Annotated in this window: 13 protein-coding genes; 6 read left to right on the forward strand and 7 right to left on the reverse strand. The window is 61.5% G+C overall.

The genetic code is table 11. The features are described from left to right. Positions 1-59: 59 nt before the first annotated feature. Genes metH through ribA form a run of 3 tightly spaced genes read left to right on the forward strand, consistent with a single transcriptional unit; the run spans position 60 to position 4584 of the window. Positions 60-2690: a methionine synthase gene (gene metH / locus OVA07_RS05695; RefSeq protein WP_268170502.1), complete on the forward strand. Its 2631-nt coding sequence runs from the start codon at positions 60-62 to the stop codon at positions 2688-2690. 41 nt (positions 2691-2731) lie between these two features. After that, the gene (locus tag OVA07_RS05700; RefSeq protein WP_268170503.1) at positions 2732-3523 is read left to right on the forward strand and encodes an exodeoxyribonuclease III; all 792 of its coding nucleotides are present in this window, start codon (positions 2732-2734) and stop codon (positions 3521-3523) included. Further along, positions 3520-4584, forward strand: coding sequence for a GTP cyclohydrolase II (ribA, locus tag OVA07_RS05705; RefSeq protein WP_268170504.1), 1065 nt, complete (start codon positions 3520-3522; stop codon positions 4582-4584). The genes OVA07_RS05700 and ribA overlap by 4 nt, the downstream gene beginning before the upstream one ends. A gap of 81 nt (positions 4585-4665) precedes the next feature. Here the strand turns inward: ribA and OVA07_RS05710 are convergent, their stop codons facing one another. From OVA07_RS05710 to OVA07_RS05740, 7 genes are all read right to left on the reverse strand, one after another. Continuing rightward, a complete protein-coding gene (locus OVA07_RS05710) occupies positions 4666-4965 on the reverse strand; it encodes a hypothetical protein (protein WP_268170506.1) in 300 nt (99 codons plus the stop codon). 54 nt (positions 4966-5019) lie between these two features. Further along, entirely contained in the window at positions 5020-5361 is a 342-nt protein-coding gene (locus OVA07_RS05715) for a hypothetical protein (protein ID WP_268170507.1), read from the reverse strand. A 40-nt stretch (positions 5362-5401) separates the two neighbouring features. Then, positions 5402-6415, reverse strand: a complete 1014-nt coding sequence (locus OVA07_RS05720) for a right-handed parallel beta-helix repeat-containing protein (protein WP_268170509.1) — start codon at positions 6413-6415, stop codon at positions 5402-5404. Between the two features lie 98 nt (positions 6416-6513). After that, positions 6514-6816, reverse strand: coding sequence for a hypothetical protein (locus OVA07_RS05725; protein WP_268170510.1), 303 nt, complete (start codon positions 6814-6816; stop codon positions 6514-6516). Continuing rightward, positions 6809-7021, reverse strand: a complete 213-nt coding sequence (locus OVA07_RS05730) for a toxin-antitoxin system HicB family antitoxin (RefSeq protein ID WP_268170512.1) — start codon at positions 7019-7021, stop codon at positions 6809-6811. Before OVA07_RS05730 ends, OVA07_RS05725 begins: the two co-directional genes overlap by 8 nt. An 11-nt stretch (positions 7022-7032) precedes the next feature. Then, complete coding sequence (locus OVA07_RS05735) at positions 7033-7941, reverse strand: SPFH domain-containing protein (RefSeq protein ID WP_268170513.1); 909 nt, start codon at positions 7939-7941, stop codon at positions 7033-7035. Between the two features lie 123 nt (positions 7942-8064). Continuing rightward, a complete protein-coding gene (locus OVA07_RS05740; RefSeq protein ID WP_268170514.1) occupies positions 8065-9948 on the reverse strand; it encodes a potassium transporter Kup in 1884 nt (627 codons plus the stop codon). A gap of 141 nt (positions 9949-10089) precedes the next feature. Between OVA07_RS05740 and OVA07_RS05745 the strand changes: the two genes are divergently transcribed. From OVA07_RS05745 to kdpA, 3 genes are all read left to right on the forward strand, one after another. Then, positions 10090-10356 carry a hypothetical protein gene (locus OVA07_RS05745; protein ID WP_268170515.1) on the forward strand — a complete coding sequence of 89 codons (267 nt, stop codon included), beginning with the start codon at positions 10090-10092 and terminating at the stop codon, positions 10354-10356. A 106-nt stretch (positions 10357-10462) separates the two neighbouring features. Beyond that, positions 10463-10552, forward strand: a complete 90-nt coding sequence (gene kdpF, locus OVA07_RS05750) for a K(+)-transporting ATPase subunit F (RefSeq protein ID WP_268170516.1) — start codon at positions 10463-10465, stop codon at positions 10550-10552. Between the two features lie 13 nt (positions 10553-10565). Continuing rightward, the gene (kdpA, locus tag OVA07_RS05755; protein ID WP_268170517.1) at positions 10566-12269 is read left to right on the forward strand and encodes a potassium-transporting ATPase subunit KdpA; all 1704 of its coding nucleotides are present in this window, start codon (positions 10566-10568) and stop codon (positions 12267-12269) included. Positions 12270-12309: the final 40 nt, after the last annotated feature.

Raw genomic sequence — 12309 nt, forward strand, 5'->3', positions numbered from 1 at the left:
TATCGAACACACCCTCCCCTAACCCCTCCCGTCAGCGGGAGGGGAATTGGAACGAATATATGACCCAATCCTCAGCCCGCTTCGTCAACGTCGGCGAACGCACCAATGTCACCGGCTCTGCCGCCTTCAAAAAGCTGATCCTTGCGGGCGATTACCCCAAGGCGGTTGAAGTCGCGCGCCAGCAGGTGGAAAATGGTGCGCAAGTCATCGACGTCAACATGGACGAAGGCCTGCTCGATGCGGTCGAGGCGATGACTACGTTTCTGAAACTGATCGCAGCTGAACCCGATATCGCCCGCGTGCCGGTGATGATCGACAGTTCGAAGTGGGAGGTGATCGAAGCGGGCCTGAAGTGTGTTTCGGGCAAGCCTATCGTCAATTCGATCAGCATGAAGGAAGGCGAGGAACCCTTCCTTGCCCACGCCCGCAAATGCATGGACTACGGCGCGGCCGTCGTCGTCATGGCCTTTGACGAAAAGGGCCAGGCCGATACCAAGGAGCGCAAGGTCGAAATCTGCTCCCGCGCTTATGATCTGCTTACCGGCATGGGCTTCCCGCCCGAAGACATCATTTTCGATCCCAACGTTTTCGCGGTTGCCACCGGCATCGAAGAGCATGACCGTTATGGTCTGGACTTCATCGAAGCCACGGCAGAGATCAAGGCGCGCTGCCCCCACGTCCACATTTCGGGCGGCCTGTCCAACCTGTCATTTTCGTTCCGTGGCAATGAAACCGTGCGTCGCGCGATGCATTCGGTGTTCCTATATCATGCCATTCCGGCTGGTATGGACATGGCCATCGTCAATGCGGGCCAGCTTGATATCTATGACCAGATCGATCCGGTCCTGCGCGAAGCCTGCGAAGATGTCGTGCTCAACCGCGTTCCCGCCGCAGGCGGCGATCAGACCGCGACCGAACGCCTGATCGAACTGGCCGAAAGCTTCAAGGGCAAGGACACCGTTGCCGAAAAGGCGGCCGAGGAATGGCGCGGCTGGGACGTTGTGCGCCGCCTTGAACACGCGCTGGTCAAGGGCATCGATGCCCACATCGTTGACGATACCGAAGAAGCCCGTGCCGCCATCGCCGCGCGCAACGGTCGCCCGATCGAAGTGATCGAAGGCCCGTTGATGGAAGGCATGAACACGGTTGGCGACCTGTTCGGTTCGGGCAAGATGTTCCTGCCGCAGGTGGTGAAATCCGCGCGCGTCATGAAAAAGGCCGTCGCCCACCTCATCCCCTTCATTGAAGCGGAAAAGGAAGCGGGTGCAAAGGCCAAGGGCAAGATCGTGATGGCCACCGTCAAGGGCGACGTTCACGATATCGGCAAGAACATCGTCGGCGTGGTGCTGCAGTGCAATGGCTATGAAGTGATCGACCTTGGCGTGATGGTGCCCTTCGCCACTATTCTCGACGTTGCGCAAAAGGAACAGGCCGACATCATCGGCCTGTCCGGCCTCATTACCCCATCGCTGGATGAAATGGTCACCGTGGCTGAAGAAATGCAGCGTGCCGGCATGACTATTCCCCTGCTGATCGGCGGGGCCACCACCAGCAAGGTCCACACCGCGCTGCGCATAGACCCTGCCTATGATGGCCCGGTTGTCTATGTCCTCGATGCCAGCCGTGCGGTGGGCGTTGCCAGCCAGTTGCTGTCCGACACACAGGCGCAAGGCTTCATCAAGGCCACCGCTGCCGATTATCAGCATGTGCGCGATGCCCGCGCGGGCAAGGGCGGGTCAAAGCTGCTCAGCCTTGAAGACGCGCGGCTCAATGCCTTCGCACCCGATATGTCGGAAAAGGCGCCCCCGCCTGAACAGCCGGGCCGCCACGTCTTCCCCGATTGGGATTTGAACGATCTGGTCGAATGCTTCGACTGGACCCCGTTTTTCCGCGCATGGGAACTGGCCGGCACCTATCCCGCCATCCTTGATGACGAGATTGTGGGCGAAAGCGCGCGCAGCCTGTTTGCCGATGCCAAGGCCATGCTGGACCAGATCATTTCTGAAAAGTGGCTGACGGCCAAGGGCGTCGCCCAGTTCTGGCCCTGCGCCCGCCATGGTGATGACGTGGTGCTGCACCCCAACGATGATGAACTGTCGGTCCGCCTGCCGTTCCTGCGCCAGCAGTTCATCAAAAGCCGTGGCCGCGCCAACTTCTGCCTTGCCGATTTCATCGATCCGGCAGGCGACTGGATCGGCGGCTTTGCCGTCGGCATCCACGGCATCGACGAACATCTCGCCCGCTTCAAGGCGGACAACGACGATTATTCCGACATCCTGTTAAAGGCGCTGGCGGACCGATTTGCCGAAGCCTTTGCCGAACGCCTGCACCAGCATGTCCGCACTACGCTGTGGGCCTATGCGCCGGGCGAACAGCTTACCAATGACGCGCTGATCCGCGAACAGTATCGCGGTATCCGCCCCGCGCCCGGCTATCCGGCATGTCCCGATCACACGCTCAAGCCGATTCTGTTCGATCTTCTGGAAGCGCCGCAGATGGCGGGCATCACACTCACCGAATCGCAGGCCATGTTGCCCACATCGGCGGTGTCGGGCTTCTATTTCGCTCATCCCGAAAGCCAGTATTTCGGCGTCGCCACCATCGGGCGCGATCAATTGCAGGACTATGCCACCCGTCGCGGCATGGACCTGCCGGTCATGGAGCGCTGGCTACGGCCCAATCTTGATTAGGCATCTGGTAAACCTGCCCCCGCATACCTAAAGCATGAGCCATGATCTCGGTTGCCACATGGAACATCAATTCGGTTCGCCTGCGGGCCGATCAGGTCGAACGCTTCTTGACGCAGGAGGCGCCCGACGTCCTGTGCCTGCAAGAGATCAAGTGCGCAGAAAGCGTGTTCCCGCACGAAGTCTTTGAAAAGCTGGGCTACACCTATCGCGCCGTGCATGGGCAAAAGGGCTATCATGGCGTCGCCACGGTCAGCCGCATCCCTTTCCGCGATTTCAGCAAACATGACTGGCAAGACAATGGAGAGGCGCGGCACATTGGCGTCGAATTGCTGGGGCCGGGTCAGGGCCTGATCGTCGAGAACGTCTATATCCCCGCAGGCGGCGACATTGCCGACCGCGAAGTGAACCCAAAGTTCGGGCAGAAGCTCGATTTCCTTGGCCGGATGACCGACTGGGCCGGAAAGATCGACCGTCCCACCCTGATCGTGGGCGATTTCAACATCGCCCCGCTGGAAAGTGACGTTTACAACCACAAGGCCCTGCTGAAAGTCGTCAGCCACACCCCGCTTGAGGTCGAAACGCTGCAACGCTTTGCCGATGCCCACGACTGGGTCGATCTTGGCCGCAAGCACATCCCCGCGCCGGAACGCAACTATTCGTGGTGGTCCTACCGCTCTTACTGGCGCGCCAAGGATCAGGGCCGCCGTCTGGACCATATGTGGGCTTCGCCCGAAGCTGCCGCGCAATCACGCGGCCACCGCTTTGTCGAAGAAACCCGCAAGTGGGATCAGCCGTCCGATCACATTCCGCTGATTACCGAGCTGGATCTGTGACCGACAGCCGCAACGTCGCCCGCGCGCTCGATGCCCTGCGCCATGGCTGGGCCATCCGCGTCACCGGTGCGGACGGTGTGCTCGATCTGTTGCCTGCCGAAACTGCGTTCGTGCAGCCGGGCATCTATGCCGCGCGCCTGCTGATTTCCGCGGCGCGTGCCGCCACGCTCAAACTGGCGAACCAGCGCGATGCAGCGGTGCCGCACGCCCCGGTGATGATCCACGGCGCCGTGCCGTTCAGCCTTGCCACCGCGCGCAGCCTTGCCGATCCGGCGCAGGATCTGGGCAACCCTCTGCGCGGCCCGTTCCGTGCCGACCCGCTTGATGCGGCCGATGCCGCCACCGCGGCGATGGACATGGCGCGTCTTGCCGGAATCCTGCCCGCCTTCATGATTGCCACCGGCGTCGAAGTGGCGGCAGAGGCTTCCGTGGCCGATCTCGCCGCCTTCAAAGACCCGCTCAACCTGTCGATCCAGGCCCGCGCCCGCCTGCCGGTCCACGCCTGCGAAGACGCTGAAATCATTGCCTTCCGCGCGCGGGATGACCTGCGTGAACACGTTGCGCTCGTCCTTGGCACGCAAACTGGCGACCGTGTGCCATTGGTGCGCCTGCACAGCGAATGCCTGACCGGTGACATCCTCGGCAGCCTGAAATGCGATTGCGGTCCCCAGCTTGACGCTGCCCTTGCCCAGATGGCTGAGGAAGCCCGCGCGGGCGGCTGGGGTGTGCTGCTCTATCTGCGGCAGGAAGGGCGCGGCATCGGCCTCATCAACAAGCTGCGCGCCTATGAATTGCAGGATCAGGGGTTCGATACGGTCGACGCCAACGAACGGCTTGGCCTGCCCAGCGAAGCGCGCGATTTTCCTGTCGCCGCGCGGATGCTCGACCTGATCGGCATTCACACCCTGCGCCTGCTCACCAACAATCCGCAAAAGGTCGCCACGCTGCAATCGCTGGGGCTGGACGTGGTGGAACGGGTTGCCCACCAGCTCCCCGCCAACCCCCACAACGAACGCTACCTCGCCACCAAACGCGACCGCACCGGCCACCTCCTGCGCTGATCGATCAGGCGGGAATACAGCCGTACAATACGGGCGGCGGGCATCTCCTGCGAAATGCACACCGCCCGTAGAGACGTCACATCACGCCGCGCGCCACACAATCAGGACAACCGCAACCGCCACGATCGCTGAAAAGATCAGCGCACGCGCCATATCCTTCACAGTGAACCGGTCGATATGTTCGGCGCGGAATTGGCGGTAACCGCGTTCCGCCGCCGGATTGCTGGCCACCAGCGCCACGTCCAGCGCGCTGGCATCGCGCTTGAACCAGTTGACGATCAGCTCGCGCTCCTGCGGCGTGACATCGGGATAGGAGGTAAGCAGCGCTTCCACATGGGCGCGCCGGGCATCGATGGCCGAAGCCATTGTTGAATTGGACATTTTTGAATTCCTGACATGCGTGAACACATGCGCCAGCGGCGCCAGCGGTGCAGGTCAGGCGATAGGCGGCCCGGTGGGCGCAGGCCGCAGGGTAAGCGGGGCGGGAACCGGCGGCGCGGTCTGTGGTGGCCAGGTCCATGCCTGTGCTGCCACCAGCGACATTTCTGGTGCAAGCGTCACCACCGCAACCGGCGGCGGGGCCAGTGGCACCACCGCGCGCATCACCTGCACCCGGCGTTCGGGCGCAACTGCCATGTCCACCGTCGCCGCGCTGAACGCAGATCCGCTGCGCACGACCATGGGCGCGTCAAATGGCGCGATGGCATGGGTCAGCACGGTCAGGGCCAGCAAACAGGCCCACAACCGTCCAGCCAAAGTCAGGGACATCCGGCTCAACACACCCTCAAGGTAGGGTCTGCGGCCTTTCAGGACAAGTTCAGCGCTTTTCGAACTTCGTCAGCCCCGCGCCCAGCGCATTGGTGCCAATCGCCAGTGCATCGCCCGACCAATCCGCCACAAACGCCGAAGAGCGGCTGATTCCGGGCGCGAACCGCGCATCATTCCCCGCAATGGACAGCCCCGCCGCGCTATGCGCCCGGCCTTCTGCTGCCACGGCAATGAACGCGCTGTAGTTTTCCTTGTCGGCCCCTTGCACGAACACGTTGTCGGCAATCTTCCCGGTCGCCCCTGCGGGCAAGTCGATCATGTAGTTGGTCGTGCGCCCGCCGGTGTCGTCAAAGCTCGATTGGGTCACTTCCACGCGGCCTGCGCGCGCCTTCACGTAATGCCCGCCGCGTCCCGCCTCAAACCGGCTGCGGCGGATGGTGACGCTGCCATAGTCCCCGAAATAGACCGAATGTGCGCATGAAAGCCCCCGGTCGCACCGGCCAAGGCGGCTGAACGTCGATTGTTCGATCAGCACCGTGCTTGCAGGATCATCGGCGGACAGAATGCCTTGTTCGCTGTCACGGAACCACGATTGCCGCACGGTCAGATTGCCATGCTCAAGCCGGATGCCCGAACCATTGGCATCGGGCACGCGGATGTTCTGGAAGATCAGCCCTTCGACGCGGGTTGCGCGCCCCCGTGCCACAATGGTCGCCTTGCCTTCGCAGGCTGCGCCATCGAACACCGTCTGCCCGTGCACTTGCGCGACAAAGCCCACATCGCCTGCCTGCTGCACCGCGCAATCGCGATATACGCCCGGTTCGATGCGGATCGTGCCCGCGCCATCGCCAATCGCATTTACCGCGTCCTGCAAGGCGGCAAAGCTGCGTCCGCTTTCCACAACGGTATAGGGCTGCCTACCCCCACCCTGCGCCATCCCCCCCTGCGCCATCAGTGCGCTTGCTGGAATCGCGGCAAGCACCGCCACGCTCAGCATCAGCACGGCAAGACGCTGGCCTTTATGGCGGCGTGTCCGAAGGGCAAAAGGGTTCATCATGTGCATCACTGTCCCGGCCGAATTTCGAACACCGGGATAGCGCGCAATGATTGACAGGCGGTTGCGGTTCCCTTCGAACGTGCGGAGACGATGCGATTGGGCTGTCAGTCCTTGCTGCCCCAGCGCCATTTCCAGCCGCCGCGCGTGTGCCGGGCCGAAACCACCATCAGCACCGCCGTTGCTGCGATGAACAGCGCAAAACCGGCCCCGCGCGCAGCGCCATTGCCGCTACGGTCCAGCGCGATCACGCCTGCCAGCACCGCGAAATACGACAGGAGCAAGGCCCATCCCTGCCAGCGCAAGGGCATGCCTGCGCCACAGCCATAGCGCTTGGCGGCAAACCACGCACCATCGTCACCTGCCGTCTCCGCCTTGGGTGGACGGGTTGTATAGCGTGCATCAACCATCTGGATTCTCCGCCTTTGGTGGCCGCCCACGCCGGGCGGGTGCTGTGGCTCCCACTTTCACCCCGCGCCTGCTCAGCGCTTCGCGGAGCAGAATTTCGATCTGCGCATTGGCCGACCGCAGCTCCGCCGCCGCCCCGCGTTCGATCACGGCGAACAGCGCCGGATCGATTCGCAAGGGAAAGGCTTTCTTGGGCGGAGCTGCCATCGTCCTGTCGCTTACTGGTACAGTGTGCCGGCGTTGACTACCGGTTGCGCATCGCGCTCACCACACAGCACGACCATCAGATTGGACACCATTGCCGCACGGCGTTCGTCATCCAGTTCGACCACGTTCTTTTCCGAAAGCTGGGTCAGCGCCATTTCCACCATGGTCACCGCGCCTTCGACCAGCTTCTTGCGCGCTGAAATCACCGCTTCGGCCTGTTGGCGACGCAGCATGGCCCCTGCAATTTCGGGGGCATAGGCAAGGTGCGTCAGCCCGCATTCGTCAACCGTAATGCCCGCCAGCACCAGCCGTGCGTTCAGTTCGGTGCGCAGTTCGGCATTGATCTGGTCGTGGTTGCCGCGCAGCGTCACTTCCTGATGTTCGATATCGTCATAGGGATAGCGCGAGCCGATTGACCGCACTGCGCTTTCGATCTGGACGAAAACGAAGCCCTTGTAATCGTCCACGTCGAACAGCGCCTGCGCCGTATCCGAAACGCGCCACACCACGTTGGCAGCAATTTCAATCGGATTGCCGCGCAGGTCGTTCACCTTCAGCTTTTCGGACACCACGTTGTTGGCGCGGACCGAAATCTTGGTCTTGGACAGCCACGGCCAGATCCAGCGTAACCCATGGCTGCGGTCGGTGCCCCGATACGATCCGAACAGCATGATCGCGGCGGCCTGATTGGGCTGGATCATGTAGAAACCGCTGGCGATGAACACGATGGCCACCGGTCCCAGCAGCACGAACGGTACGAACCACACAACGTCTTCCGGCCCCGGATCGCTGCTGGCAAAGCCCAGAATGCGTGCTGCCGTCAGCACCACCAGCACCAGCATGGCAATCAGCATCAGATACCCACTGATCGACCACGCCGTCGTTTCCTGACTGGCTGAATGTGTCTTCGAATCGGACATCGTTCCACCCCCTTAAAAGTGATATCATATTAATATCAGATCAAGGCGCTTGCGCAAGAGGCTTCGAATGTCGGTTGCTGTCGCTTGGCCTGACTGTCTTATCGACCCTATCGGACTGCCGGGTCAGATTTCCAGCTGGCTGCCCAGTTCAATTACCCGGTTTGTCGGCAGCTTGAAGAACTGCATGGCGCTTTCTGCGTTGCGGACCATCCACGCAAACAGCTTCTCGCGCCAGATTGCCATGCCGGGCCGGTTTGACGCGATCAGTGTCTGCCGGGCCAGGAAATAGCTGGTATCCATGGCGCGGAATGGTCCGCCCGCGCGTTGTTCATCTGCCAACTCTGCAGGAATATCCACTTCGTCCATAAATCCGTAGTGAAGCACGATCCGGTAGAAGCCCCGTCCTAGGCTCTCTACATCCCGGCGGTTGTGCGCAAGGACGTGCGGGACGCCTTCGGTTGCCACCGTCAGGATGGCCACTCTTTCGTGCAGAACGTGGTTGTGTTTGAGGTTGTGCAGCAGCGCTGGCGGAATCCCTTCTGTGGTCGAGGCAAGGAACACGGAACTTCCCGCAACCCGCTGCACTTTTTCGCTCACCGATTTCAGGAACAGCTCGATGGGCATTGCATCTTCTTCAAGCCGCTCGCGCATCAGGCGCCGGCCCGTTGCCCAAGTGGTCAGAAGCGTGAACGCAACTGCCGCAACCAGAAGCGGGAACCAGCCGCCATCAGGAATTTTTGTAGCGTTCGACGCGAAGTAAACTCCATCGACAATCAGAAACGCACCCGTCACCAGTCCTGCCAGCAGCGGATGCCATTTCCAGACGGCGAATGTCAGCACGCCCACCATGCAGGCAGTGATGAACATCGTCCCGGTAACCGCAATACCATAGGCAGCGGCAAGATTGCTTGAACTCTTGAACCCTATGACCAGCAGGATGACCAGCGCCAGCAACCCCCAGTTGACAAGGGGCACATAGATCTGACCGGCCGCCTTGGCGCTGGTGTGCAGGATTTTCAGACGTGGCAGAAAACCAAGCTGGACTGCCTGTTGCGATACCGAATAGGCACCGGAAATGACCGCTTGGCTGGCAATGATCGTGGCCATTGTTGCCAGAATGACCAAGGGCAGGCGTGCCCATTCCGGTGCCAGCAGGAAAAACGGGTTTTCCGCCGCAGCCGGGTTTGTCAGCAATAGCGCCGACTGTCCCAGATAATTGATAAGCAGGCAGGGGAAGGCGATATACAGCCACGAGATCATGATCGCCTTGCGACCGAAATGGCCCATGTCGGCATACAGGGCTTCGGCTCCGGTCACGGCCAGCACGACCGAGCCAAGCGCAAGGAAGGCAAGTTTTGGGTCGATCAGGAAGAACTCCAGCGCATAGTGCGGGGAAAGCGCCCAAAGCACTTCGGGGGCATGAACGATGTTGGTCACGCCCAGCACCGCCAGCGCGATGAAATAGACGATCATGATCGGCCCAAACAATTTGCCGACCGCATCGGTGCCACGAGACTGGATTGCAAACAGGCCGACCAAAATACCGATGGAAAGAGGCAAGACCCAGCGCCCCAACCCTTCATTCACGATGGTCAGCCCTTCCACAGCTGACAGGACGGAAATGGCAGGGGTGATGATCGCATCGCCATAGAACAGGGCCGTGGCGACCACGCCGAGCATCGCGACGACCGGGGTCCACTGGTTGTCGCCCAGTTTGCGCCCGATAAGCGCGAGCAGGGCAATGCTGCCACCTTCGCCTTTGTTGTCAGCCCTGAGGATCACGAAAACGTACTTGAGCGTGACGACAAGCATCATCGTCCAGAAGATCAGCGACAACACACCGAAGATGTGCGCCTTGTCCACCGCCAGCGGGTGATGACCGACAAAGCTTTCCTTCAGGGCATAAAGCGGTGAAGTGCCGATATCGCCGAAAACCACGCCGATCGCACCGATTGCCAGTGTCGAAAGACTTTCGCTGTGGCCATGTTGTCCGTGTTCGTCGTTCATGGGGCCAAACACCTAGGCCTGCGTGCGTGTAGTCGCCACGAACTTTACGGAATCTTTATGGCGTAGCCACAATTCCCCGTGGAACCTTAACGTACCGAAGGCGCACATGAAGCACCGCAATCGTCATGCGGGAGCCTGTTCATGTCCAGTCATTTTGATCGTTTGCGCCGCGGCGAACGCTGGTGGGCGGCAGAGCTTGTCTTTCGCACCATCGGCATCGCTTTGCTTGGAGGGTGCTACAGGCTGGCGCTGGTAGCCCACCGCACGATCTCCGTCCCGCCCCCTCACGGCACAACACCTGGCGAGTTCGCGCTGTGCGTCGGGATCTTCCTCTCGCTTGCCGCCGGGCTTGCGCTGACGATGGAAGGGCCAGGTCTGCTGCGCGACCTGCCAGTCCCCCCACGCTGAAAGGATCACCGTATGACCGATTTCACCTGGCTTGCCGTTCTGGCCGGCCTGTTTCTCCTTACCCTCGCATTCATCCGCCTTTGCGAGAAAGCCTGAGGCCTGTCCCATGACCCTTTCCCTCATCCTTGCCGGACTCACCGCGGCGGGTCTGCTTGTCTATCTGCTGGCCGTCCTCGTGCGGCCCGAACGGTTCTGAAATGGAGACCGGCATGACCCTTCAGGGCTGGACGCTGATCCTTGTGTTCACCGCGCTCACCGTGGCCTTGGCCAAACCGGTGGGCGCCTATCTCTTCGCGCTGTATGAAGGCTGCAGAACCCCGCTGCACCGCCTGTTTGGCCCTGTCGAACGCGGCTTTTACCGCCTTGGCGGCATCGACCCCGACAAGGAGCAGGGCTGGCGCAGCTATGCCGTGCATATGCTGCTCTTCCAGCTGGTGCTGACACTGTTCACATATGCGGTGCTGCGCCTGCAGGCGGTGCTTCCGCTCAATCCGCGCGGGCTGCCCGGCATCGGCAGCGACGGGGCGATGAACACTGCTATCTCGTTTGCCACCAACACCAACTGGCAATGGTATTCGGGCGAGGCGGCGATGACCAATCTCAGCCAGATGCTGGGTCTTGCCATCCATAACTTCCTGTCGGCTGCCACCGGCATTGCCATCGCTTTTGCGCTGTTTCGCGGGTTCGCCCGGCGCGAAGCGGCCACCATTGGCAACTTCTGGGCCGATGTCACGCGCGTCACGCTCTATCTGCTGTTGCCTGCCTGCGTGGTCTATGCGCTGTTCCTCGTTGCCAGTGGTGTGCCACAGGCCCTGACGTCCAGCATCGATGTCACTACGCTTGAAGGCGTGCGGCAAACCATCGTGATGGGACCGATCGCCAGCCAGGAGGCGATCAAGATGCTCGGCACCAATGGCGGCGGCTTCCTCAACGCCAATTCGGCCCATCCGTTCGAAAACCCAACTGCGTTGACCAATCTGGTGCAGATGCTGTCGATCTTTGCCATCGGGTCGGGCCTGACCTATTGCTTCGGCAAGGCTGTGGGGAACACGCGGCAGGGCTGGGCGATCCTTTCGGCCATGATGATCCTGTTCCTTGCAGGCGTCAGCGTGACCTATTGTCAGGAAGCGGCGGGCAACCCCGTGCTGCACCAGCTAGGCGTTGCGGGTGGCAATATGGAAGGCAAGGAGGTCCGCTTCGGCATTGCCGCCAGCGCGCTGTTCTCGGTCGTCACCACTGCGGCCTCGTGCGGGGCGGTCAACGCCATGCATGACAGCTTTACCGCGCTGGGCGGCATGATCCCGCTATTCAACATGCAGCTTGGCGAAATCATCGTCGGCGGTGTGGGGGCGGGCGTCTATGGGTTCCTGCTGTTCGCGCTGCTGGCGGTGTTCATCGCCGGGCTGATGGTGGGCCGCACGCCTGAATATGTCGGCAAAAAGATCGAAGCCCGCGAAGTGAAGCTGGCGGTGCTGGCCATCGCGGTGCTGCCGCTGTGCATTCTGGGCTTCACCGCGCTCAGTGCAGTTCTTCCCGCAGGCCTTGCAGGGCCACTGAACAAGGGGCCGCATGGCTTTACCGAAATCCTCTATGCCTTTGCATCGGGCGCGGGGAACAATGGCTCTGCCTTTGCGGGACTGACCGCCGGAACCCCGTTCTACAACGGGTTGCTGTCAGTCGCGATGTGGATCGGGCGGTTCTTCATGATCGTGCCCGCACTGGCCATCGCCGGAAGCCTTGCCGCCAAACGCTACACCCCGGAAACCGCTGGATCGTTCCCCACCACGGGGCCGCTGTGGATCGGCCTGCTGGTCGGCATCATCCTGATCGTCGGCGGCCTCACTTTCCTTCCCAGCCTCGCACTTGGGCCGATTGCCGATCATCTCGCGATGATCTCCGGCCAGTTGTTCTGAGGGGATTTTCACCATGAACACAGATTCAAATCCGGCTTCA

This window comes from Novosphingobium sp. SL115 (genome assembly GCF_026672515.1).
GTDB lineage: Bacteria > Pseudomonadota > Alphaproteobacteria > Sphingomonadales > Sphingomonadaceae > Novosphingobium.